Origin of the sequence: Virgibacillus sp. 6R (assembly GCF_001895305.1) — a bacterium.
In the GTDB taxonomy this organism is placed as follows: Bacteria; Bacillota; Bacilli; order Bacillales; family Amphibacillaceae; genus Virgibacillus; species Virgibacillus pantothenticus.
This window is the reverse complement of the sequence record NZ_CP017762.1, coordinates 323,030-348,193: the sequence shown is the minus strand read 5'-3', so window position 1 is coordinate 348,193 and position 25,164 is coordinate 323,030. Positions and strand designations below refer to the sequence as shown.

The following is a 25,164-nucleotide window of genomic DNA, read 5'->3' as shown; positions in this document are numbered from 1 at the left end:
TGATGGAGAGGAGGAGAACCATGACAAATAAGGAGTCCGTATTTCAGTTTGAACTGAATGAAACGCTCTACTTTGAAAAAGGACAGGAAGTGAATGAAATGAGAGGGGTTTCTTTGGAACCAGATATCTCTATTCATTCATTTCACGATTATATTTCGATTCGAGGAGTTATTGAGTTAAAAGGAGAGTATGAAAAGAGCAGTCACAACGATTTTTACAGTGATTTAGAATTAAATGAGATGGCTTCAAAACGATATGTTGAAGTAGTTGAAGAAGAAAACGAAGATGGCTTATGTATATTCTCCCACCGCTTTCCAGTAGAAATCTCTGTACCTGCAAACCGTATAGCAGATTTAAACGATATAAGCGTTTATATTCAAACCTTTGATTATGAAATCCCCGACCCAACATTATTCCGCTTATATTCTACAATAGAAATCCATGGTATCCAACAGGAAGAGCGTATGGTTCCAACTGAGCAACAGGAAGTGGATGAGGAACAATCGGAGGACGAATTCGATGTTGCAACAGCAGAAGCGGACAGTGATTTCCGTGAAGAAAACGTGGATCATTTTCAGTTTGAACTTCAACAGTCGGAGTTAGATCATAAAAGTGAAGAGATAGAAGATAATCAGTCATTGCCATTTCTCGATGATCCGAATCAGGAAGTACTGGATGAGGAGCGATTGGAAGTAAGCGAGGAAACAGAAAAAGTACTGGATGAGGAACAATTGGAAGTAAGCAAAGAAACAGAAAAAACACTAAGAGTAGAAGAAATAAATAAGGCGGAAGATCAGGAGGAGTTGGCAGAGGGACCTGCATCCACAGAGGATACCAATGAGGAAATAGATGAAACTGGAAGATGGAAGTATAAAGAAACAAAAACATTAAAGGAATTTTTTGGCACAGAGGCTAAGGAAAACGATGATTTGGATGAAGAAGAAATGGAAGAGGATGAAGATTATGAATGGACAGAGGAGGAATATGAGCAGGAGGACGCTGAGACTTCCCCTGAAGTAAATCAAAATAGTGATGATCGGCGTAATCATGAAGGTGTTAAGGATGTTAGCTATTTAGCTGATATGTTTAGTGGTAAAGAAGAAAATAGCTATACAAGTATGCGCTTATGTATCGTACAGGAACAGGATACGATTGACTCGATTGCGGAAAGGTATCAAGTTTCAGCATTACAATTAATTAAACAGAATCGTTTAGATGACGATTATGATGTTACAGAAGGACAATTACTATACATTCCGCAAAAGAAGAAACAATGACTTTAAAGATAATGAAGTATTCCTACAGGGTGCCTTTCAACCTCGAAAAAAATCGGTTGTGGCCCCTAATTGCTTCCTTTAGCAATGAACATGAGGATGATCGTTCAAAAAAACTAGTAATTATATAACGTATGTTCGCCTTAGTGGCAAGCTTGTTTAGCCCTAAATACGGAATGATGATGATTATTGAAACGATAAATTATTAATTACTAGGACACGGAAAAGTTTTTTTAAACTATTTGTTTGTTTTTAAGCTAGGTGGTGAGGGAAATGGATACCTTAAAAGCAGTATTGCAGGCTTATTCTATTCAGCCGTTTTACATAGAAAAACAGACGGAGCATCTTTATAAGGTGCAAGACCACTACCAACAATATGCACTAAAACAAAGCAGGTTAACGCAAGAAACAGTCGGGATGTGGGAACAGGTCTATAACATAGCTTATACTGATTTTCTTTCTTTGGTTCTACCAGTTTATTTAACCAAACAGGGAAAACTGTATGAAGTACAAGGGGATTCCATTTATTATGTGACACCATGGAAAGGAAATTCGCTAACCGAGTTAGACCAGCCAACGATAGAAAAGTTATTTCAAAGTATTGGGAGGATGCACGCAAAAACAAAACAGCAGCAAATGGTGGAAAGTGCCCAATTAAAACGTACTTTTCAGCATTATAAACAGCATTGCAAGCAATTGCAACAGGAATTGTTGGCTGCGGTTGAGCAGTATGAAAAAAATCGCTTTATGTCTCCATTTGAATTACTTGTTTGTACGCAGTTTAAAGAATTGGATTATAGTTTAAAAGAAACTGAACGAAGAATTGAACAGTTACTGTATGAGCAAGAAGAAAACAGTACTTGGTATTATAGCCTTTGCCACAAAAATATAACTACATCCCATACGTTAACTCATCAAGCACAGCTCTATTTGATTAACTGGGAAAAGGCAAGTTTTGACTATTCTATTTTTGATTTGGTAACTTTTTTTCAACAAGAAACAAGTGAATATGATGCTCCAATTGATTTGTTCATGCACGGATTCGATAAATATATGGATGAGAACGAACTGACCAAGAAAGAATTGTATTTGCTCGTCATTCAATTATTGGATCCTCAAGCCTATCTAGCTTGTGTTACAGCACATAAGGAGACAAAAGCAACAATGATCGAGCAAATTATTCATCTACAGCATATATTTCGGCGTATATTATTTGGACTGCATTTTTCTGCCTATGTGGATCAAACTTATGATACGATTGATTTGGAGGATCTGGATGATACGGACTAAATCCATTCCAAATAAAACGCGATAAAAACGCCAACAAGAATTCCAAGAAGAAAAACATCAAAGGTGGTTGGGAAAAACAAGGTGCGAATTAATTGAAAAATCAATACTGGTAATGTGCATCTTTCAATTACGATAATACAATTTCTTGCCCATGGCGGCAGCCGATAGCGGTAATATCTTGCCACTTACAACCTCTCCCTTTCACAAGAATGTTCGTTTTTACTATACTATATGTATAAATGGATGCTTTTGGTGCAAACCTTATGTTATAAAGTCCAGATGAGCGATAAATATAGCATGGCTTGCTAATCATTGAATTTTGCACATAATAAAAGGAAAAAGTTGACGGGACCACGGATTATATATAAAATAAAGCTATTCCAATTGATATTCAATCCAATATAAAAAATGTAAAGAGTGGGAAGAGTACAGGGTAATTGTTATGCAGAGATGGAAATCATTGGCTGAAAGTTTCCTTGATGGATTATGCTGGAAGGTCGCCCATGAACAGCTCCTTTGAACCAAAAGCAGTAAGAAGATTGCTTTTAGTAGAGGGAAGCCGGTCGATGTACCGTTATCAGACTAAATGAAGTGTGTATACTTATTTGCTTCTAGAAGCATGTCCTTTTGAAGATGGATTTTATAGTATTGTCAAATAACGTATACAAATAAAGGTGGTACCACGGAAAGCATACCCTTTTCGTCCTTTTTTAGGGCGGAGAGGGTTTTTAATTTGTTAAAAGGAAAATGCTTGAACGAATGAGAATAAGGAGGAATATGTGATGCATGAACAAGAATCGAAGCCTTCGCTTTCTGCTAAGTATAATCCACAGGAAGTAGAAAAGGGCCGCTATCAATTTTGGTTGGAAGGGGATTATTTTAAAGCTCAGAATGACCCGGAAAAGGAACCCTATTCCATTGTAATTCCACCCCCAAATGTAACGGGTCGTTTACATTTAGGTCATGCTTGGGATACGACAATGCAGGATACGATCTCGAGAATGAAACGCATGCAGGGATATGATGTGTTATGGCTTCCTGGTATGGATCATGCCGGTATTGCTACGCAAGCAAAAGTCGAAGCAAAATTGAAAGAGCAGGGTACTAACCGTTATGAGCTAGGAAGAGAAAGGTTTCTTGAAAAAGCATGGGAATGGAAAGAAGAGTACGCAAGCTTTATTCGTTCCCAGTGGGAAAAATTGGGGCTTAGCTTAGATTATTCACGGGAACGATTCACTCTTGATGAAGGGCTATCTGACGCGGTAAAAGAAGTATTTGTTAAATTATATGAACAAGGTTTAATTTATCGTGGGGAATATATTATCAATTGGGACCCAGAAACAAAAACAGCTCTATCAGATATAGAAGTAATTTATGAGGAAGTGCAAGGGAAATTTTACCACATGCGCTATCCGCTTAAAGATAGTGACGAGACAATTGAAATTGCGACAACTCGTCCAGAGACGATGTTAGGAGATACGGCAATTGCTGTTCATCCAGATGATGAACGATATGCGCATTTAATAGGAAAAAAAGCAATTCTGCCAATCATCGGTCGTGAACTACCAATCGTTGCGGATGAATATGTAGATATGGAGTTTGGTTCCGGGGCTGTAAAGATTACCCCTGCGCATGACCCGAACGATTTTGAAGTTGGTAATAGACACAGCTTAGAACGGGTTTTGGTTATGCATGAGGACGGAACAATGAACGAAAACGCAGGGGTTTATGAAGGTCTAGATCGGTTTGCGTGCCGAAAACAAATTGTTGATGATTTAAAAGCGCAAGGTGTACTCTTTAAGATAGAAGATCATGTTCATCAAGTTGGCCACTCGGAAAGAAGCGGCGCTGTAGTTGAGCCATATCTATCTACCCAATGGTTTGTGAAAATGAAGCCACTTGCAGACGCTGCGATTGATTTGCAAGCATCTGAAGACAAGGTAAACTTTGTTCCTCAACGTTTTGAAAGAACGTATTTAAATTGGATGGAAAATATTCGTGATTGGTGTATTTCTCGTCAGTTATGGTGGGGGCACCGAATTCCGGCTTGGTATCATAAGCAAACGAATGAAATTTATGTTGGCAAAGAAGCGCCAGAGGACATCGAAAATTGGGAGCAAGATGAAGATGTGTTAGATACGTGGTTCTCGTCAGCTTTATGGCCATTTTCAACGATGGGATGGCCAGATCCGGAGGCGGAAGATTATCAGCGTTATTTTCCAACTGGAGTGCTCGTAACGGGTTATGATATCATTTTCTTCTGGGTTTCACGAATGATTTTCCAATCCAAACATTTTACCAATCAAAAACCATTTGACGATGTATTAATACATGGATTGATTCGTGATGCCGAAGGAAGGAAAATGAGCAAATCGTTAGGAAATGGCGTTGACCCAATGGATGTGATTGATAAATATGGTGCGGATTCGTTACGCTATTTTCTACTCACCGGTTCAACCCCAGGGCAAGATTTACGCTTTTATTGGGAAAAGGTGGAAGCGACTTGGAATTTTGCCAATAAAGTGTGGAATGCATCTCGCTTCTCGTTAATGAACTTAGAAGGCTTTTCCTATGAAGATATCGACTTGACAGGAAAGAAGTCACTTGCCGACAAATGGATCTTAACTCGCTTAAATGAGACGATTGAGCATGTAACAAGAAATAATGATAAATATGAATTTGGCGAAGCAGGGCGTCATTTGTATAACTTTATTTGGGATGAACTATGCGACTGGTATATTGAAATGGCTAAGCTACCGTTATATGGAGACGATGAGGCGGAAAAACAAACCACTCGTTCTGTGCTCGTTTATGTCCTAGATCAAACAATGCGTATGCTTCATCCATTTATGCCGTTCATTACTGAAGAAATATGGCAGCAGTTACCGCATCAAGGAGAGTCCATTACGGTGGCAAAATGGCCGGAACAAAGACCTGAATTTCATGATGAACAGGCAGCAAGTGAAATGAAACGACTTGTAGCAATTATCAAAGCTGTCCGCAATATCCGTGCAGAAGTAGATACGCCGATGTCCAAGCAAGTGAAACTATTGATTCAAGCAGAGAATGAAGCAATTGTTAAAGAATTAGAGGAAGAGCGTCATTATCTGGAACGTTTTTGTAATACGAGTGAATTAATCATCGCTCGGCAAATTAAAGCCCCTGAAAAAGCGATGTCTGCAGTGGTGACGGGAGTAGAACTATTTTTGCCATTGGAAGGATTAATTGATTTTGACAAGGAAATTGCCCGTTTGGAAAAAGAATTAACCAAATGGACAAAAGAAGTAGAACGTGTTCAGAAGAAGCTTGCAAATCAAGGGTTTATCAATAAAGCCCCACAGGCTGTGGTTGATGAAGAAAAACAAAAGGAAAAAGATTATTTGGATAAACAAGCTAAAGTTCAAGCGAGACTGAATGAATTAAACCAGTAAAATAATGAAAGAGGATGAGATATAACTAAAGCAGCTGATTAAAAAATGAACAATAAAGTGAATTTTTCATTAGTAGGGGGTTTTTCATCCCCTACTCCTTTTTTAGTATTGTAATGGTATGACCTAAAGTCCGCTTACGAAATAGGGCATTTAAGTATCTCTGTAGTATGATTTCTCCAACTCTTGAAGCGGGAGCCTTACAGTACTTATATGCCGGATCAATGGATTGTCCGCCTTTTGCAATATAGTATTTGCTTATGTTCCAGTCACTTTGTCTGCGTTTATCGATGCGGTTTAAGTTGTATTTGTTTGTTTATATGCTCCACGTATAAACGAAGGATATTTTCATTGCTAACAGCACTTAGTGTGCGAGACCCGACGACATCTTCAATTTCATTAAATAATAATTCTCCTTGCTCACTAATAAGAAAATCAATACCAACCATACCGAAATCGAAAGCGTTAACGATGGTTTGGATGCTATTTTTTTCTTGCTCGTTTAACCTGTATAAACGCGCGTTTCCACCGAGCTTATAGTTCGCTCGGAAATCAGTATCGCTTTCTCTAAGTACTGAAGCGACGATCTTTTTTCCAACAACAAAGACACGCAAGTCTTTTCCTGGCTTTACAGGGCATGTTTGGATAATAACTTCTTGTCTTTGTAGTTTTTGTATACATGTTTTATATTCCTTTTCGCTAGTTATGAGGTAAACTTGTTTGCCCCCTCTTCCTGCGACGTCCTTTATGACAAAAGGAAAGGGTAGAGGAGGTGTTGTTCCCAAAATAGAAGCTTTACTATAGTACGTATCAACCATTGGTATTTGCAGTTGATGTACAGCATGGTGTGTCAACGCTTTGTTATTACAAATAGTTGCGATACGGGAATTGTTGAAAACGAGAATTTTGCAGCTTTCTAAATGAAGGCTAAGCATAGGGTCTATTGTGCGAACAACTGCAAAATCGGGCATAGCTTGCGCTTTTCCATTTCTCAATACAGCTTGTTGTTTATCGTGAATACCGATCATTAAATCCTCTCGACGTACAAGCTCTAATTGGATAGACTGCAGTGCTGCTTCTTCGATAAACCAATCAATATAAGCTTTGTTTGCTTGTATATCTTCATTACTATAAATAAGCCAGCCATTATACATTTGCTACCCCTTCAGTCTCTCTTAAAATATAGTCTATGATAAAATCAGCAACATTAATTCCAGTAGCATCATACATGTTGTGAATATGGGCGTTGGAATTAATTTCACATACAATGGGCGACTGGTCAGCACCTATTAACAGGTCAACACCAGCAAAGTCAGCACCAATGGACCTAGTTGCAGCAATAGCCAGGTTCCGTTCGGCTTCTGATGGTTGATATGCTTCCATGGTACCTCCAGCGGTAATATTTGCTCTAAAATCATTCGCTGATTGCCTTTTCATCGCTGCAACGACCTGATTTCCAACCACATGCAGGCGTAAATCTACGCCGTAGCTGGAAGCGATAAATGCTTGCAAAACAAAAGCCTTCGTTCCTAGGTTATTGATGTTCTCGATTAAGTCATGCTCATTGCGGACAAGGTATACTTGTTCCCCAAAAGAGCCAAATGCTTCTTTTACGATCATCGGAAAACCTAATTTGCCGATTGCTTCGTTTAATATCCGATGTTTCACCGGTTGAGGGGCGAAGGTTTTAGGGTAAATAATGGTGTCTGGGATAGGAAGTTTCGCCATTGCTAATTGCTGATACGTTGCTATTTTGTCGTCACTAATACGGATTGCTTCCGAAGAGTTAAACACCCTAACTCCGAGTAATTCTAGCTGTCTCGCTAAATAAATATCCTTATCTGTAAATACAACATAGTTTGGCAAAGAAAGTGGTCGCTCTTTAGTGAAAAGGGTTAGTTCTTCGTGCGACAAAAATGATAAAAGATCGCTGTTTGATATGATTTTCACTTGATTTCCTTTGCGAATAGCAGCATTTGCCAACCATTGTGCAAAATCAATAAATTTATTACCTGGTAAACTATCATTATAAATAATCCAGCCGTTTGCGTGCATCGTTTCTTTCCTTTCTGCTATACTAATAATCGTTCATGCAGTTATTAAAAATAGCTCCGTGTCCAAAAATAGTAAAGCAACTTAATATGTGAGGAATATCTACTCCATTTTTACGAAATAATTTTTCAATACGTTACTCAACTAGTTGCGTTTTTTGAACGAGGACTTGATGTGAAAATAAAAAACTATTCATGAAAGGATTGTACATAATTGCAAACAATGAAGCAAATAGAAGCTTTTTTCATGCATCGAAGTCAGCTTGGAATCAGACCAGGATTAGAGCGAATGAAGCAGCTACTCGCGTTACTTGGTCATCCTGAAAGCCGGCTATCAGCGATCCATGTTGCAGGCACCAATGGGAAGGGTTCTACTTCTGCATTTTTGAAACAAGGGTTGCAAGCGAGCGGTTATCGAGTAGGCGCGTTCACTTCGCCAAGCTTATACGGAATACGTGGGTATATTTATGTGGATGATGAACCAATTTCCGAGCAAGAGTTTGTGAAAGTGTGGGAAGCTGTCTATCCTGCTGTACAGACGTTAGATCAACAGCAGCAACATCCAACGGAGTTCGAAATTCTGACTGCCATTGCCTTTTTCTATTTTGCCAGTCATGTTGACATTGCGGTTGTAGAAGCTGGCATGGGTGGAAGAGAAGATACAACAAACTGTATGAATCCGATAATATCTATTATTACAACTGTTGCTAAAGATCATACAGCGTTTCTTGGACAGACTATATCTGAGATCGCCTCACATAAAGCTGGTATTATTAAACATGGGACTCCTGTAGTTATTGGGGATTTACAGCAAGCAGCGAAAACAGTCGTGCTTCAAGAAGCAAACAAGCAACGAGCTCCTATCTATCAACTAGGAGTTGATTTTTGGTATCGTCGTATCACATCGGCTAATTTACGGAATCATATGGTATGGAACGCACGGAATACAAATCCGATTTCATTCGAGCTTTCCATGTATGGCGAACATCAATTAGCAAATGCTTCTTTGGCATTGACGGCCTTACAAATATTAAAACAACAAGGATTTTCTATCCAATCCGATAAGTTGCAAGATGCTTTTTTTAGTGTTCAGTTAGAAGGGAGATTTGAGGTAGTGTCACAACAGCCCTTCATTATCGTTGATGGCGCCCATAACCCAGCGGGGATACATGCATTTATGGAAACATTGGAAAATAATTTTCCACATCAAGAGCGACAGCTGTTATTTGCGGCTTTTAAAGATAAAGCAATAGATGATATGCTGGCTGAATTAAAGAGCGGGTTTCAAAAAATACAGTTAACAACTTTTGACCATCCTAGGGCAGCAGGTATATCTGATTTGAAACAGCACCAAAACACTTCGATTGAATTCGTTAATTCCTGGGAACAAGCAATATGTGAGATGGACAACCCGGAAATAATTTATTATGTTACAGGTTCACTTTATTTTATTTCCATCGTCCGATCTTACATGCTGAAAAAGAAGCGTTAAGGGCATTGTTATAAAACAACAATTGCTTTCTAATTCCGCCATGCTTTTATAAAAGGACACTGCACTTCTCGTTTTACCTCATATATAAGGTGCTGTAAGACTCCCACTTCAGGAGTTAGATAACCTGTACTGCGACAAGTCTAAGTGGAAATAACAGCACCTAAATGCCTTATTTCGAAGCCTTTAGGTCATACTATTACGGCACTAACAAACCGTGGGGGATAACGAAATAACCGAATAGCCAGGTCCGGCGCATGACCCCAGCAACGATGTGACTTCCCGAAATTGCTCTACGATAAGGGCTCATCGGTTCGTTGCTAAGAGGAAGGCCGACTAAAAACGGGCTTGCCACCCGACGTCGGCATACCCCTGTTTTTAGTGGCATGATTCCTTTATCTTTAGTTGATTCGTTCCATTCGCTTTCGTTGCTAAACGGGCGCCCCGTGCCTTTGTTCAGTTCCGTTACGGACTCTAAGTACCATCAAGATTTTGTTAATACGAAAAATATAAGAGATTATGTTGAACAATTTCTTACAAAGCTGACACGCTTCGTCTTACTTTTTACATGTCTTTTGCTAGAGTAAAATAGTACTCTTTAACAGGGAGGCTAGACTGTGAAAAAGGACAAGCGTAAAATTACAGTTTGGAAAAACGGTCAGCAAGTAAAACTGTCCTTGCACCAATCATTGAGTAAAGAAAAAGCGGCTGCGGAGAAAGAAAAAGCTGCAACGCTCATGGACATGGAAGAGGATAAGGTTCCACCGTATAAGAGATTCACCAAATCAGAAACTTCATTACTTCATGTTTTTACCAAGAAAATAACGCGCATTAAACCACTAATTATTGCAATTGCTTCAGCTTTCATCATAGGTTCACTACTAGGAATTACACTGCTAAAGATGTTTGTCACCATTGATGAAGATCGTCAAGCGAATGGAGATGCTAACAATACATCTATTGCTAATGTAAGTGATGAGGACAAAGGTGCTGTGGAGGATGGTGAAGCAAGTTCAGAGATGCTTCATGCTTTTGTGTTACAAGGAGGCGTATTTTCTGAAAAAGGAAATGCTCAAACATGGCAGACAAAATTTAAAGACGCAGGTCTGCCTTCGTTGCTTTGGAAAAAAGATAACCAATATTTTTTGTTAATTTCTGCTGCGGCTTCTGAAAATGATGCAAAACAATTAAAAGCAGAGGCTGCTGCTTCAGGGTTAGAGATTTATGTGAAAGAATGGAAGGTAAACCTAGATAAGGATGCGTTATCGAAAAATGAAGCAGCGTGGCTTCAGAAATTTGTCGATACATGGCAGAAAGCGATGGAGCGTAGAGAAGTAGCAGAGCAACAATGGAAATCTATCATAAAATCTGCTCCGGATCGGTTTAAAGAATTAACGAAGCCTATAAACAAACTTATGATCGAAGCTGAAAATGAAAACACTCTAGCTGTAGGTTCGAATTTACTATCTTTATGGCAAGAGTTAACTGTTGCATTGGCAGAATGATGAATAAAGCAGCAGGTAACGCTATAGAAGTTTGGTTTCCTTTTTCTGCATTCACACCGAATGTGAGGTGCCGTAAAAACTCCCGCTTCAAGAGTTGCAATCGATACAAAAAAGTCGAAATGGAAGATAACGGCACCAAAATCCCCCATTTCTCAAGCAGGTAGCTATTGATCGTAGCAGGTCTAACACGCAGAAAGGAGCGTTTTTCTTTTTTAGGAATTAGGAAAGCTGTGTCAGCGACACCTGGTAAGCAAAAAAGTGTTTCTCTTTTTACCCCGAATGTAAGGTGCTGTAAGACTCCTACTTCAGGAGTTGGATAATCTGTACTGCAACAAGTCTAAGCGGGAGATAACAGCAACTAAATACCCTATTTTTAAGGGGTCTTTAGGTCATACCATTACGGTACTAATTAATCAGTAAGGGATGAATGAGAACCCCCACTGATTGAAGATTCACTATAGGGGAAGTTGAAATTTTAACCTTTGTTCCACTATAGGAAAGTATAAGATTTCTTGTTTATAGTATAAGAAGAACAAAGGCTTCCGCCATAAGACATGGCGACAAGCCAAGTTTTTCTAATATTTCTATTAATGAAGGTTGATTTTAATACTATTATGTTTGTAAAACATTGATCTTTCAAGTTACAAAATTTTTAACATCCTCTAGTGAACGATAAAAGCATTATTAATCAACAATACTGCCATATATCACTATTTTTCTATAGTGAAAAACAAGTTTTGTTGGGCTATATTAGGGTGTTTTCTCACAATTAACGATTTGTATCAAAATAGGTTCCTATGTAAGATGATTGTATCTTACAAAAAAGGGGGATCTGTATGACTACTCCACCAATTATGATAAAAGATGTACCAAAAGATGATCGACCCAGAGAAAGGTTGCTAAAGAATGGTCCTGCACATGTGTCGAACGCAGAATTGTTAGCAATCATTCTTGGCAGTGGCACAAGAGAGGAATCGGTTATTTCTCTAGCCAACCGATTATTAATGCATTTTGAGGGTTTAAAACTTCTAAATGATGCGACAATTGAAGAATTAACAGCTATCAAAGGGATTGGTACGGCAAAAGGTGTATTAATATTGGCTGCAATGGAACTGGGAAAGCGAATGAATGGTTTTCAACCTGAAGAACGTTATGTCATTCGCTCTCCTGAAGATGGCGCAGACTATGTAATGGAAGAGCTGCGGTCATTAAACCAAGAACATTTTGTGGCTTTGTTTTTAAATACGAAAAATCAGATTATTCATCGGCAAACCATTTTTATAGGTAGTTTGAATGCTTCTATTGTTCACCCTCGGGAAGTATATCGTGAAGCCGTTAAACGCTCTGCCGCCTCCGTTATTGTCGCTCATAATCATCCTTCTGGCGATCCTACACCTTCTCAAGAAGATATTTATGTAACAAGAAGATTAGTGGAATCAGGCAAAATGATTGGCATTGAGTTGATCGATCATTTAATCATCGGTAACCGAAACTATGTATCTTTAAAAGAAAAAGGCTATTTGTAAAAAAGATTCTATGTATTAAATGGTAGAAGGAAGCTCTGTTCCATAAAAAAATCAACATGGATAGTTACTGCAAGAAGGGGGATGACCTAAATGCCCTGAACGAATCGGGATTTAGCTCCCGTTTCCCCGTTTGAATTTATTGGAAACTATTCTGTCTCACCGAAGTACGGGGCTTACGGGACTTTTCAACCAGGATGAAAGTACTTTTGTTGCGGACTCAATACTTTAGGTTAGCTCATTGTAAAGCAACGAAGAAACAAACTAAAGCAACAGCTACCATTAAGTACCCATACCTTTTCTTCCTTCTTTACATTCGTCGGCTCCTGTCACTAATATAAAGACACTTAATAAAAGTGTATAGTAAGAGATAAACTCAAAGTTATCAGTACGTAACATATAAATTGCATCGGTCATAATAATGATGGCTAGGCTAGTTTTTAATACTTTTAATAAATTCAATCTCCCTTCTTTCCTTTTATCATACAAAAAACTCATATAAACACTATCTATTTTCCATTTTTTTTCGTATAATTATATAGACGAGAAATTAAGGTAGCGCCATTTTTCAGTAAAGCTGAGGAAAGTGGCGCTTGTTACGCTTATATTTGTATGCATGAAGCGCATGCTATAAAAGACAATTATTTTACTTTTTGACAGGAAAAAGAGATAATTAAAAATATCATAAGAAATAGCTACATAACATTGATATGTATGCAAACCGGAAAGGGAGATTTTTTTGGGATTGTTTAATTTTTCTCAGGATTTAGGTATAGATTTAGGTACAGCAAACACACTTGTATTTGTAAAAGGTAAAGGTGTCGTTGTGAGTGAACCTACTGTAGTAGCTACAAACACAAGGACAGGGGATATTGAAGCAGTCGGAAGTTCAGCGCGTAATATGATTGGACGAACTCCAGGAAATATTACCGTTATTCGTCCAATGAAAGATGGGGTCATCGCTGATTATGATACAACAGCTGCAATGATGAAATACTATATTAATAAAGCGATGAAAAATCGTTCTTATTTTGCGAAGAAACCGAGTGTAATGGTATGTGTACCTTCTGGAATTACGATGGTTGAGGAGAGAGCTGTCATCGATGCTACGAAGCAGGCAGGGGCGAAAGAGGCTTTTCCAATTTCTGAACCATTCGCAGCTGCTATCGGAGCAGGACTGCCGGTTTGGGAACCGACTGGAAGCATGATCGTAGATATTGGTGGCGGTACAACAGAAGTTGCAGTCATTTCTCTAGGTGGTGTAGTAACCAGCCGTTCTGTTCGAACGGCTGGCGATAATATGGATGAAGCGATTGCTCAATATATTCGTAAACATTACAGTTTAATGATCGGTGAACGAACGGCAGAATCCATTAAATTGGAAGTTGGAACGGCTGGCAAAGTGGATGTAAATGAGGAAATTGATATACGAGGAAGAGATCTCCTAACGGGGCTGCCAAAAACGATTACCATTACTGCAGAAGAAATTGCTAATTCGTTAAAGGATACCGTAGATTCCATTATTGAAGCAGTAAAAAACACTTTAGAGAAAACACCACCAGAACTTGCCGCAGATATTATGGATCGTGGTATTGTTTTATCTGGTGGAGGAGCTTTATTAAAAAATATTGATCAGGTAATTAGTGATGAAACGAAGATGCCTGTTTTCATTACGGAAAATCCATTGGAAAGTGTAGCCATTGGCACTGGTAAATCGCTGGAATACATGCAGCATTTCCGATCCCATCCGTATGTGTCATCACGTCCTACAGTAGAATAAGCGGGTGTTAATATGTCTTTTTTACGTAAAAAGCGATTGTTCATACTGTTAATTGGCTTTATCTTACTGGTAGCTTTAATTGGTTTTTCTTTAAGGGATCGGGAAGAACTAACAATTGTAGAAGAAATAGTCGATGATACGGTCGGTTTGGCACAAAGTATCATTCATGCTCCGGTAAATTTAGTGACAGATATTACTGGAAACATTGGAGATTTTAAAGATACGTACAAGGAAAATAGGTTATTAAAAGAGAAACTTGCCGAATATAAAGGTCTGATTTATGAAGTTCAAGAATTAAAAGAAGAGAATGAAGAATTGAGAAATAATCTTGAACTTACAGAGTCAGATTCAATGCGTAACTATAAGTCGATTCAAGCAACGGTGATTTCAAGGTCGCCAGAACGATGGTTGGAACAAATTACAATAAATAAAGGGAAAAATGATGGAATTAAAAAGAATATGGCAGTCATTACAGCTGAAGGAATGGTGGGGAAAGTGATGACCCCATCGAAGAATTCTGCTACTGTTCAGCTGCTTACTGGCTTTGATCAATTCAATCGAATCTCCGGAAAAATCAATCGAAAAGGCGATAATATTGTCGGTATGATTGAAGGATATGATAAAGAGAGTAAACATCTTATATTTCGTATAATTGAAGAATCTAAAAAAGATATAAAGAAAGATGAACTGATCGTTTCCTCTGGGATGGGAGGCGTATTCCCAGCAGAACTTCCTATTGGAAAAGTACAAGAAGTAGTTCCAGATAAGTATGGTTTAACAAAAACGGCTTTGGTAAAGCCATCTGCTGACATGTACGAAATTAACCAAGTAATTGTGGTTGATCGTGCTGTGCAGACAGATGCAAATCAAGAAAGTGAAGAAGAGGAGGGCGAGTAATGAAACGCTTTTACTTGCCTCTTATCCTTCTACTTATCTTGGTTTTGGAAGGTGTTGCACTGGAACTACTTCCTGTAAGCTTATTAAAAACAGATTTGTTAATTGTTTCGCATTGGGTGTTCGTGTTTCTTATTTTTATAGCAGTATTCTATGACAATGACAGGACGCATTTCTCTGTGTTGTATGCATTGATATTTGGTTTACTGATAGATATGGTTTATACGAATTTACTAGGTGTTTATATGTTTTCGTATGCATGTACGATTTATCTGATCTATGGATTAAAAAAGTTACTGCATGGAAATATTTTAGTAGTGGCTTTATTAGGTGTTGTTGGGTTGGTAGTTAGTGATATGCTGATTTATCTCATTTACACGGTAGTTGGTATAACCGATACCGCTTGGAGTGATTACTTCACCAGCCGTTTATTGCCAACAGTAGGGTCAAATTTGGTATTCTTGCTCCTTTTATACCCATTTTTTGCTAAAAAACTGACAGACTGGGGAAAAGATCAAATAACTAAAGGAAATACATTTTAAGATGTGATTCGAAAAGTGGAGGAAGTGGATAGATTGTGTTTTATAGTCGTATGCAATGACATTATTTAGAAATTCATTCTATTCCTCTCCCTTTTTGAAGAACAACTTCATAAGCGTAAAGTTGTTTGTTACATTTTATTGAAGGAATCTTCCAAGCTTTCGAATGTATAGAATGAGGTGGACGTGTGACACAAGATAAAAAGCAATTAATCACAATGAAAGGTACAAAAGATGGGCTCACGTTATTTATTGACGATACATGTTCGTTTGATAAGGCTATACAGGAACTGGAATACAAAATGAATGAAAGCAGGCCTGCAAATACGGAGCCAGTTGTAGCTGTAAGAGTAAAATTAGGCTATCGATTTTTAAAAGATGACCAAATGAGCCTATTAAAAAAAATAATTACCGCTGAAAATCGCTTCACCATTCAAACGATTGAATCTGATGTCGTTCCTCGGGAAGAAGTCCGCAAGTGGCAGGAAAATAGTGAGATTAAAGCAATGAATCGAATTGTGCGTTCTGGACAAGTTCTACATATAACAGGTGATTTATTACTGATTGGTGATGTAAATCCTGGGGGAAAGGTAACTGCGACAGGCAATATTTTTATCATGGGAAATCTACGAGGTATTGCTCATGCAGGAATTGATGGAGACAAACAAGCATTTATAGTTGCATCTTATATGAACCCGATGCAATTAAGAATTGCACATTATATAAGTCGTGCTCCAGATTATGAATCTGATGGTGTGTACATGGAATGTGGATTAGTCGATGAAGAGAAGGATAAGATAATTATTGATCGGCTCCAGGTTCTTTCACAGAGACGAAGAGAGATAAACAGGTTCGAAAGGAGAATGCTAAATGGGTGAAGCGATCGTTATTACATCTGGAAAAGGTGGGGTTGGTAAAACAACGACTACTGCCAATATTGGTACTGCGTTGGCGTTAATGGATAAAAAAGTTTGTTTAATAGATACAGATATTGGATTAAGGAACCTTGATGTAGTCATGGGACTGGAAAACCGGATTATCTATGATATTGTTGATGTTATTGAAGAAAGATGTAAGCTGAAACAAGCACTAATAAAAGACAAACGTTTTGATTACTTATCCTTATTACCAGCAGCACAAACGAGTGATAAAACGTCAGTAACATCTGATGGAATGCAACGGATTATTGCTGAACTTAAACAGGAATACGATTATATTATTATCGATTGTCCAGCCGGTATTGAACAAGGATTTCAAAATGCGATTGCAGGCGCTGATAAGGCAATTGTTGTTACTACACCGGAAAAGTCAAGTGTAAGAGATGCTGATCGTATAATTGGGTTACTGGAAAAAGAAGAGATGGAAGAGCCTCCTCGCCTAGTTATTAATCGGATTCGCAACCATATGATGAAAAATGGGGATATGCTGGATATCGATGAAGTATTGCAAATTTTATCTGTTGATCTAATTGGTATTGTGATTGATGATGATGAAGTTATTAAAGCTTCCAATAAAGGAGAACCAGTGGCATATAAACCAAGTTCCAAAGCTTCGATAGCTTATCGCAATATTGCAAGAAGAATTCTCGGTGAAACGGTTCCTTTACAATCGTTAGATACAGAAAAAGGAATGATGCATAAGATTAAGCAATTTTTTGGGATGCGCTCTTAGATGGATTGCATTATTACATTATACTACCACGTAGTAAAAGCAGGGGATTCCTGCTTTTTTTATGTATAGGAAACGATAAAATTAGGTGCTTGGGGATAACGAAATAACCGAGTAGCCACGTCCGGATCCATCACCCAGCAACGATGCGACTTTAGAAATGCGCCCTACGATAAGTCATCATCGGTTCGTCGCCTCACCGTGATTACCTTTATCTCAGTTGATTCGTTCCATTCGCTACGTTGCTAAACGGGCGCCCCGCGCCTTTGTTCTGTGGATCAAATCAATAACCTTCATTATTGCCTCGATTTAATATCAAATTCGATGGTCAAAAGTTATCGATTCAAACATAGATAGATGTAACGAGCATATCAAATATTTCTGTAATTCAGTGACTAGTCATTTGGACAGAAATTTTGCTTTTACATCAAATAGAACCACTTACCTTTTCTACATTTACACAGTTGTACTACTTGTCTTTTGTTTCTAACATATAATTGCAATATTCCTCATATACTTGTACAAACCAGACCAGAAGGAATGTGAGGTATATGAGTAAAGGTGTAAAGAAGGTTCGTCAATCCATTGAACAAAGGAAAAAATCACGTCATTTTGCATCACGGACAAATATATCAAAGCAAATTGCCGATCCGTTTGTTCAAGAAGAAGAAAAGCATGGGTTTGAACCCCTCTATACTGCTACAGGAACAAGCAATAGCCAACATGGAAGAATAGTTAGTGGACTTATATGGAAAGGAATTCTTTCCGTGATCTTATTCCTGAGTGTTGCGATTATTTGGCAAACCGATTCATCCCGATTACAGTCAGCTAAATCCATCCTAAGTACTGCTTTAGTGGAGGAATTTCCATTTGCTAAGGTAAATCTTTGGTATCAAGATACGTTTGGCAGTCCTCTTGCTTTAATACCTGACAGTCAATCAAATCATCAGGAAATGAGCGATAATACGCAGGCAATGCCCGTTAATGGCAGTGTTTCCGAATCCTTTCAAACGAATGGCACAGGGATAAAAATCTCTACTGATGGGAAGTCCGACGTAACAGCATTAGGACAAGGTATTGTTATATTTGCAGGGAATGACCGCCGAACAAATAAAACCATTGTTATTCAACATCCAGATGATAGTTTAACAACATACGGGGAATTAAGTAATATAGATGTTCATTTATATGAGCATGTGGCAGCAAATCAGGCAATCGGTCAGTTTGTCCCAACGGAAAAAAACCAAGCTGTTTATTTTTCCATTGAAAAGGATAATCAATATATTGATCCGGTACAGGTGATAAAAGTTGACGATGTGGAATAATCTATTTCCCAAAGTGCATGTGCATCCTATTTTATTGCTTTTTCTTATTATTTCTTTTTTTACAGGTACGTTCGTGCAATTGATCATTTTATTGTTTATCGTGTTTTTTCATGAATTAGGTCATTATACCATGGCACTAAAATTCAAGTGGCAAATAAAGAGAATCATGCTCTGGGTTTTTGGCGGGGTCATGGATACAGAAGAACATGGAACTAGACCTGTAAAGGAAGAAGTTCTAGTCATTTGCGCTGGTCCCTTTCAGCATATTGTTTTATATGGTGTTATGCTTGTGGTTGCCGATACTGGCTTGTTATCGTCATCTATTATCGATACATTCATGTACTATAATACGGCCATATTTTTATTTAATTTACTACCGATCTTACCCTTAGACGGGGGGAAATTACTTCAACTAATTTTATCAACAAAATGGCCATATAAGCTGGCGTATTATCGTACTATTTATTTTTCACTCATTACTTGTGTACTTCTTCTGTTTGCACAATTGATCATTATACCTTTTACATTAAGCACCTTTTTTTTGTTCCTCTTTTTATTGTTTGAAAATAAAAATGAATGGCATAAACGGTATTATGCGTTTATGAGATTTCTACTTAAACGATATGAGAAGAGAAATAAGCCGAATAAGCGGAGGAGTTCTATTAAGGTGAAATCCGAAACCGCGCTTCTAGACGTATTTTCACGATTTTATCGAGGGCGGGATCACGATATTCATATTTTATATCCGAATAATACAGTGAAGATTATCGATGAATCAGTTTGTTTACATTGTTATTTTAATGAAAAACAATATAAAGCCACCATTGGTGGAGTAGGAAAAAGGTAACTTTAATGTAACAATATTTTCTAGTCCTGATGATTTAAGATCAAACCATGTTAAAATGAATGACGCATATAAACTTCATAATAGTTTTTAAAAATCCTAGAGGGGATTTTCTGAATTCAGTGGCGTGATACAATTCGTATTCGAATCACCTCGCTTTACGTTTATCAAGAGATACAAAACGGTAAAGAGTAGTAGCAGTTGTTGTTTATTTGACTTTAGTTTTGATAAACATATTGACAAGGTACATACTGTAATGGTAACATTAATACGTTATTCATCGTAGCACCAGTGCTACAACCGCGCAGAACAGGTTTTAAAACTCGTTATAGAGTACCTGTATGGCGAGTCTTAGTTTATGGGAGGTGCAAAAAGCATGTACGCTATTATTGAAACTGGTGGTAAGCAAATCAAAGTAGAAGAAGGCCAAGAAGTCTTTGTTGAAAAAGTTGCTGCTGACCAAGATGAAACGGTTACTTTTGATAAAGTTCTTTTCGTTGGTGGAGATGATGTGAAAGTTGGTGCTCCTTATGTTGAAGGTGCATCTGTAACTGCAAAAGTTGCTAAACACGGTCGTCAAAAGAAAATTACTGTTTTCAAATATAAACCAAAAAAGAATTATCATCGTAAGCAAGGTCATCGTCAACCTTATACTAAATTAGTGATTGATAAAATCAATGCTTAAAAGGTAAACGTATGATTAAAGTAACTGTATTTCGTGAAAATGATCGAATTAAAGCATTTGAGCTTTCGGGACATGCTGAAAGTGGTCCATATGGTTATGATTTAGTATGCGCAGGTGTATCTGCGGTATCCATTGGATCTATAAATGCAGTTCTCACTTTATGTGAAGTGGACCTTGATATTGAGCAGGGCGGTGCTGGCGGTTACCTTTATGTAGCGATTCCAGGCTCTATTGCTAGTAAAAAGATGGAGCGGGTGCAGTTATTATTTGAAGGGATGCTAATATCGCTTTCTTCCATAGAACAGGAGTATCAACAATTTATTACTATCCAAGATAAGTAAGGAGGTGTATCTTATGCTACGTCTAGATTTACAGTTTTTCGCACAGAAAAAAGGTGCTGGTAGTACAAAAAACGGTCGTGACTCTGAAGCTAAACGACTTGGATCCAAACGTGCTGACGGCCAATTTGTAACAGGTGGATCTATTCTTTATCGTCAACGTGGAACAAAGGTTTATCCTGGTGAAAATGTTGGTCGCGGTGGAGATGATACACTTTTTTCTAAAATTGACGGTGTTGTGAAATTTGAACGCTATGGCCGCAATCGTAAAAAAGTAAGTGTATATCCTGTTGCTAAAGAAGCATAATACGAAACTCCAGCCAAATGTTTGGTTGGAGTTTTTTTAATGCCAGAGCTTATATAGATCTATGCATCCATTATTCATTTTTTTGGAGTAAGTAAGCAAAAGTTAAACCGCAAACCTGTATTGTCTAGAGCTACGTTGTGCTTTTGCTCTGCTTTTTGTGCCTCTGTTCACATCAACTGTTTAGATTATCTTCTCACAAAAGATTTTGTCTGTCCGTTGAAAATCTTGTCAATAAGAAATAATGATCTTTTACTCATTTTCTGCTATACTGTTGGACATGTGGGAGGATATTATATGAGAGCTAAAGATGTGGTTCGTTTAATGCAGTACTACCGGCATGATTTAATGAATCATTTACAAATTATTTACGGTTATGCTTCTATGGGCAACGTAAAAAAAGTAGAAGAAAAAACAGCTGATGTGATTCAGAATTATCACCTAGAACGAAAATTAATGCAATTACAAGCGACGGAATTCTGTTTATGGGTGATGGAGAATGCATATATGTATGTGGATATAAAATTAGATTATGATATACATACAGAAGGAAAGCAGATAGAAAGTATAGATCAGGAGTTAACCAAACAATGCAAGCAGATAGTTACATTTGTAAGGGAAATCAAAAAAACAGACGAATTCATAACGATTAATTTAGAAATAAAGCAAGAAGAGCTTCATTCGATGGAAATCCTGTTTACAGTAAATGGATTAAACAATCAGCAACAGTTGCAACGGATGCTGCATACAATGGAAGCTCATTTTCCTTTGACTGTAAGTGGAGAAAGCGACGCTGTCGTATGCTCCTTTTTTGTACCATGTAATTGAAAAGAGGTGAGGATATGTTTGTAGATCAAGTAAGTGTCTATGTGAAAGCTGGAGATGGAGGAAATGGTCTTGTCGCATATCGTCGGGAAAAGTATGTCCCTAAAGGAGGCCCAGCTGGAGGCGATGGTGGAAATGGAGCGGATGTTATTTTTAAAGTTGATGAAGGACTTAACACATTAATGGATTTTCGCTATAATCGCCATTTTAAAGGAAAACGCGGCGAAAACGGAATGAGTAAAAATCAACATGGAAAAAACGCAACACCATTAGTTGTTCCCGTCCCACCAGGAACAACCGTCACTGATGAAAACACTGGAGAATTAATTGCAGATTTGACTACTCATAATCAAGAAGCCGTCATAGCAAAAGGTGGACGAGGCGGCAGAGGGAACACTCGCTTTGCAACGCCTAGAAACCCTGCACCAGATATAGCCGAGAATGGAGAACCTGGACAGGAACGACAAATTAAGGTAGAGCTGAAATTAATTGCCGATGTTGGCTTAATCGGGTTTCCAAGTGTGGGGAAATCTACCTTTTTATCCGTTGTCAGTGCGGCAAGACCCAAAATTGCTGATTACCATTTTACAACACTGGCTCCAAATTTAGGTGTAGTAGATACAAATGATCAAAGAAGCTTTGTTATGGCTGACCTTCCAGGTTTAATTGAAGGTGCACATGAAGGGGTTGGCTTAGGATACCAATTCTTACGTCATGTAGAAAGAACGAGAGTGCTTGTTCATGTCATTGACATGGCTGCAACAGAAGGTCGAGATCCTTATGAAGACTTCGTTAAAATCAACCAAGAATTAGTACAGTATGATCCTAAGTTAAAAAAACGCCCGCAGTTAATTGCAGCTAACAAAATGGATATGCCAGGTTCTGAGGAAAATCTTGAGCGATTTAAGCAAAAGATGGAAAATAAATTCCCTGTTTATAGAATATCGGCGCTTACAAAAGAAGGTGTGCGAGATATTTTATTTGCAATTGCTGATAAATTAGAGGAGATTCCTAAAGAGACTATGGACGAAGATGGGGTTGCTCCTAAAGAAGAAAAGGTCATATACCGTTATCATAAAGAAGAAGATCCATTTGTGATTACAAGAGATGATGATGGAGCCTATGTTTTATCAGGTCAAAAAATAGAGAAATTATTTAAAATGACTGATTTTAATCATGATCAAGCAGTACAGCGATTTGCTAGACAGCTCAGAAAAATGGGCGTAGATGATGCATTAAGAAAACGTGGCGCGGAGGATGGAGATACCGTTCGCTTATTGGAATTTGAGTTTGAATTTATGGACTAACTGCTTATGAATGGACAGGTTGCTTTTAATTCCGAATGTAAGGTGCTGTAAACTCCCACTTCAAGAGTCGTAGGCGATACAAAGAAGTGGGAGATAGGGGGTCCTCTATTCTCGCTACGATCGAGTCGCCAAGATGTGGATACGGGAGGCGACTTGCTAATTTTCAAGGACAAGAATAACTTAGTCAGGGACTTATCGTATGTAGGTTTTTTCTTTTTTATTGTATAGGAAACTTAAAAATGAGGTGCTTATGGGTAACGAAATAACCGAATAGCCACGTCCGGCGCAAGCGCCCAGCAGATTCGACTTTATAAATACGCCCTCCGATAAGGCCTCATCAGTTCGTCGCAAAGAGGAAGGCCGACTAAAAATGGGCTTTTCGCCTAGACGTCGGCATACCTCTGTTTTAGTGGCATGATTCCTTTATCCCGGATATAAGGTGCTGTAACTCCCACTTCAAGAATGGAAGCGGTAAGTTAAATAAGTCGAAGTGGGAGGTAACAGCACCTAAATCCCCGATTCATTCAACTAACAATCAGCGGGGATGGAAGAACCCCTCCCCCCGCTGATTGAAGGTTCACTTTATCTTTAGTTGGTTCGTTCCATTCGCTACGTTGCTAAACGGGCGTCCCGCGACTTTGTCAAGGTATTTAAGGTTTTAGTTGTTGTTTTAGAATGGAGGATTAACTCCTTTTAAGTGGTGTTAACCTAAGCTTTATAGCAAACTTTGATAGTAGCAATTTAGGCAAAAGAAAATAAGGGGGATATAGTAGTGACAGCGACAATTGGCTATTTAGGGCCAAAAGGAACTTTTACAAAATTAGCAGTAGACAAGACGTTTAACGGTGAAGCAAAACATAGTTTTTCAACCATACCAGCATGTATTGATGCAGTGAACAAAGATGAAATTGATATCGGTGTCGTTCCTTTGGAAAATGCCATTGAAGGAACAGTTCAATTGACAGTTGATTATTTAGTACATCAAGTACGCCTTCCAATTGTGGCAGAAATTGTTGTGCCTATACAACAACATTTGTTAGTACATCCTAACTTCAAGGGAGAATTATCCGACATCAAGGAAATTCATTCTCATAGTCATGCCATTGCGCAATGTCATCAATATATTCATCAGTACTTACCGAATGCAACCATTCACTTCACGTCCTCCACTGGTAAAGCTGCGGAACTGATCAGTAAACGGGATGAACCAGTGGCGGCGATCGGCAATCAATTAGCAGCTAACATCTATCATTTGAATACATTGCAGAATAACATTCATGATTTTCCGAATAATCACACGAGGTTCATTGTGCTAAGTAAGCAAAAAGAAATGGTCAAGATTAAACATCCTATTCAATCGGAAAAAACAACGCTATTAATTACGCTTCCGAGTGATTTTGCTGGCGCTTTACATCAAGTATTATCTGCTTTTGCCTGGAGAAAAATGAATTTATCTAAAATTGAATCACGCCCGATGAAAACGGGATTAGGGAATTATTTCTTTATCATTGATGTCAATCAACCTTATGATGATGTGCTTTTTCCAGGTGTGAAAGGAGAATTAGAAGCTTTAGGTTGTCAAGTTACAGTTTTAGGGACGTATCCAGTGTATCAATTAGATAAACTGTGAGCTGCAAAATTCGTTCTGTAATATCAGCCTGTAACGGAAGACCTATCCTTCTATCTTAGGAAGGAACCGGAAGAGGAGCTTGAAGCAATCAACTTCAAGCAACTGTGTACAATCAGTGCGGAATAAAGTAAGCTCCACTGATTAAAACTTTCCATTATGAAGCTTCAAAATTGTCTATGCCATTCTTTAGTTGCTTTTTCCGTTCTTAAAATTAATCAACATTTAAACTTTCCTTGCATATGTTGATATAGAGTATTAGCCCAGATATGACAAGAGAGGAGTTTGATGAATTTGAAGATACACATTGTACAAAAAGGCGATACGATGTGGGAAATAGCGCAGCAGTATGGCGTAGATTTTGAAGAATTAAAGCAACTTAATAATCAAATTTCAAGTCCAGATATGATTATGCCTGGGATGAAAATAAAAATCCCGGGTAATTCTAAATCTGTAAAGCAGCAAGCG

23 protein-coding genes, 1 pseudogene and 2 other annotated features are annotated in these 25,164 nt (G+C 38.1%); of the genes and pseudogenes, 20 read left to right on the top strand and 4 right to left on the bottom strand.

Annotation, left to right across the window (positions count from 1 at the left end; translation table 11 throughout):
• The first annotated feature begins 20 nt into the window (after positions 1-20).
• On the top strand, positions 21-1,277 hold the full coding sequence (locus BKP57_RS01685; protein WP_050353211.1) for a LysM peptidoglycan-binding domain-containing protein: 1,257 nt from the start codon (positions 21-23) through the stop codon (positions 1,275-1,277).
• A 270-nt stretch (positions 1,278-1,547) separates the two neighbouring features.
• Complete coding sequence (locus tag BKP57_RS01680) at positions 1,548-2,564, top strand: protein kinase family protein (protein WP_050353210.1); 1,017 nt, start codon at positions 1,548-1,550, stop codon at positions 2,562-2,564.
• On the opposite strand, the gene BKP57_RS01675 is transcribed toward BKP57_RS01680, so the two are convergent.
• Positions 2,561-2,749: a hypothetical protein gene (locus BKP57_RS01675; RefSeq protein ID WP_050353209.1), complete on the bottom strand. Its 189-nt coding sequence runs from the start codon at positions 2,747-2,749 to the stop codon at positions 2,561-2,563. The genes BKP57_RS01680 and BKP57_RS01675 overlap by 4 nt on opposite strands.
• Positions 2,750-2,968: 219 nt before the next feature.
• Positions 2,969-3,275 (top strand) — a binding site (T-box leader).
• Positions 3,276-3,346: 71 nt separating this feature from the next.
• Here BKP57_RS01675 and BKP57_RS01670 point away from each other — a divergent pair.
• Positions 3,347-5,995: a valine--tRNA ligase gene (locus BKP57_RS01670; RefSeq protein WP_050353208.1), complete on the top strand. Its 2,649-nt coding sequence runs from the start codon at positions 3,347-3,349 to the stop codon at positions 5,993-5,995.
• Positions 5,996-6,276: 281 nt separating this feature from the next.
• On the opposite strand, the gene BKP57_RS01665 is transcribed toward BKP57_RS01670, so the two are convergent.
• Both BKP57_RS01665 and BKP57_RS01660 read right to left on the bottom strand, forming a co-directional pair.
• On the bottom strand, positions 6,277-7,146 hold the full coding sequence (locus BKP57_RS01665; protein ID WP_050353207.1) for an ATP-grasp domain-containing protein: 870 nt from the start codon (positions 7,144-7,146) through the stop codon (positions 6,277-6,279).
• Positions 7,139-8,047, bottom strand: a complete 909-nt coding sequence (locus BKP57_RS01660) for an ATP-grasp domain-containing protein (RefSeq protein WP_050353206.1) — start codon at positions 8,045-8,047, stop codon at positions 7,139-7,141. Before BKP57_RS01660 ends, BKP57_RS01665 begins: the two co-directional genes overlap by 8 nt.
• Before the next feature lie 219 nt (positions 8,048-8,266).
• Between BKP57_RS01660 and BKP57_RS01655 the strand changes: the two genes are divergently transcribed.
• The 3 genes from BKP57_RS01655 (at position 8,267) to radC (ending at position 12,563) form a co-directional block, all read left to right on the top strand.
• Positions 8,267-9,535: a bifunctional folylpolyglutamate synthase/dihydrofolate synthase gene (locus BKP57_RS01655; RefSeq protein WP_072742350.1), complete on the top strand. Its 1,269-nt coding sequence runs from the start codon at positions 8,267-8,269 to the stop codon at positions 9,533-9,535.
• 614 nt (positions 9,536-10,149) lie between these two features.
• Positions 10,150-11,037 (top strand): SPOR domain-containing protein, encoded by an 888-nt coding sequence (locus BKP57_RS01650; RefSeq protein ID WP_050353204.1) that lies wholly within the window; start codon positions 10,150-10,152, stop codon positions 11,035-11,037.
• 836 nt (positions 11,038-11,873) lie between these two features.
• Positions 11,874-12,563 (top strand): RadC family protein, encoded by a 690-nt coding sequence (radC, locus tag BKP57_RS01645; RefSeq protein WP_050353203.1) that lies wholly within the window; start codon positions 11,874-11,876, stop codon positions 12,561-12,563.
• 279 nt (positions 12,564-12,842) lie between these two features.
• Here radC and BKP57_RS01640 read toward each other — a convergent pair whose 3' ends face one another.
• Complete coding sequence (locus BKP57_RS01640; protein ID WP_072740907.1) at positions 12,843-13,058, bottom strand: hypothetical protein; 216 nt, start codon at positions 13,056-13,058, stop codon at positions 12,843-12,845.
• A 241-nt stretch (positions 13,059-13,299) separates the two neighbouring features.
• Here BKP57_RS01640 and BKP57_RS01635 point away from each other — a divergent pair, with 241 nt between their 5' ends.
• The 14 genes and pseudogenes from BKP57_RS01635 to safA all read left to right on the top strand — a co-directional run.
• Positions 13,300-14,340: a rod shape-determining protein gene (locus tag BKP57_RS01635; protein ID WP_050353201.1), complete on the top strand. Its 1,041-nt coding sequence runs from the start codon at positions 13,300-13,302 to the stop codon at positions 14,338-14,340.
• Between the two features lie 12 nt (positions 14,341-14,352).
• Positions 14,353-15,237: a rod shape-determining protein MreC gene (gene mreC, locus BKP57_RS01630; RefSeq protein WP_050353200.1), complete on the top strand. Its 885-nt coding sequence runs from the start codon at positions 14,353-14,355 to the stop codon at positions 15,235-15,237.
• A complete protein-coding gene (mreD, locus tag BKP57_RS01625; protein ID WP_050353199.1) occupies positions 15,237-15,776 on the top strand; it encodes a rod shape-determining protein MreD in 540 nt (179 codons plus the stop codon). The genes mreC and mreD overlap by 1 nt, the downstream gene beginning before the upstream one ends.
• Before the next feature lie 185 nt (positions 15,777-15,961).
• A complete protein-coding gene (gene minC, locus BKP57_RS01620) occupies positions 15,962-16,651 on the top strand; it encodes a septum site-determining protein MinC (RefSeq protein WP_199689931.1) in 690 nt (229 codons plus the stop codon).
• Positions 16,644-17,444, top strand: a complete 801-nt coding sequence (minD, locus tag BKP57_RS01615; protein WP_050353198.1) for a septum site-determining protein MinD — start codon at positions 16,644-16,646, stop codon at positions 17,442-17,444. The genes minC and minD overlap by 8 nt, the downstream gene beginning before the upstream one ends.
• Positions 17,445-17,992: 548 nt before the next feature.
• Positions 17,993-18,766 carry a M23 family metallopeptidase gene (locus BKP57_RS01610; protein ID WP_050353197.1) on the top strand — a complete coding sequence of 258 codons (774 nt, stop codon included), beginning with the start codon at positions 17,993-17,995 and terminating at the stop codon, positions 18,764-18,766.
• Positions 18,756-19,613, top strand: a complete 858-nt coding sequence (locus BKP57_RS01605; RefSeq protein ID WP_050353196.1) for a M50 family metallopeptidase — start codon at positions 18,756-18,758, stop codon at positions 19,611-19,613. Before BKP57_RS01610 ends, BKP57_RS01605 begins: the two co-directional genes overlap by 11 nt.
• Before the next feature lie 285 nt (positions 19,614-19,898).
• Positions 19,899-19,972, top strand: a sequence feature (ribosomal protein L21 leader region).
• A gap of 14 nt (positions 19,973-19,986) precedes the next feature.
• The gene (gene rplU, locus BKP57_RS01600) at positions 19,987-20,295 is read left to right on the top strand and encodes a 50S ribosomal protein L21 (protein ID WP_050353195.1); all 309 of its coding nucleotides are present in this window, start codon (positions 19,987-19,989) and stop codon (positions 20,293-20,295) included.
• 11 nt (positions 20,296-20,306) lie between these two features.
• Positions 20,307-20,636, top strand: coding sequence for a ribosomal-processing cysteine protease Prp (locus tag BKP57_RS01595; protein WP_050353194.1), 330 nt, complete (start codon positions 20,307-20,309; stop codon positions 20,634-20,636).
• A 13-nt stretch (positions 20,637-20,649) separates the two neighbouring features.
• Complete coding sequence (gene rpmA, locus BKP57_RS01590; RefSeq protein WP_050353193.1) at positions 20,650-20,940, top strand: 50S ribosomal protein L27; 291 nt, start codon at positions 20,650-20,652, stop codon at positions 20,938-20,940.
• Between the two features lie 294 nt (positions 20,941-21,234).
• Positions 21,235-21,765, top strand: a complete 531-nt coding sequence (locus BKP57_RS01585) for a Spo0B domain-containing protein (protein WP_050353192.1) — start codon at positions 21,235-21,237, stop codon at positions 21,763-21,765.
• A 14-nt stretch (positions 21,766-21,779) separates the two neighbouring features.
• Positions 21,780-23,069 (top strand): GTPase ObgE, encoded by a 1,290-nt coding sequence (gene obgE, locus BKP57_RS01580; RefSeq protein ID WP_050353191.1) that lies wholly within the window; start codon positions 21,780-21,782, stop codon positions 23,067-23,069.
• A gap of 772 nt (positions 23,070-23,841) precedes the next feature.
• Positions 23,842-24,699, top strand: a complete 858-nt coding sequence (gene pheA / locus BKP57_RS01575; RefSeq protein ID WP_072740905.1) for a prephenate dehydratase — start codon at positions 23,842-23,844, stop codon at positions 24,697-24,699.
• A gap of 291 nt (positions 24,700-24,990) precedes the next feature.
• Positions 24,991-25,135, top strand: a pseudogene (gene safA, locus BKP57_RS22630) (SafA/ExsA family spore coat assembly protein); the annotation flags it as partial.
• Positions 25,136-25,164 lie beyond the last annotated feature (29 nt).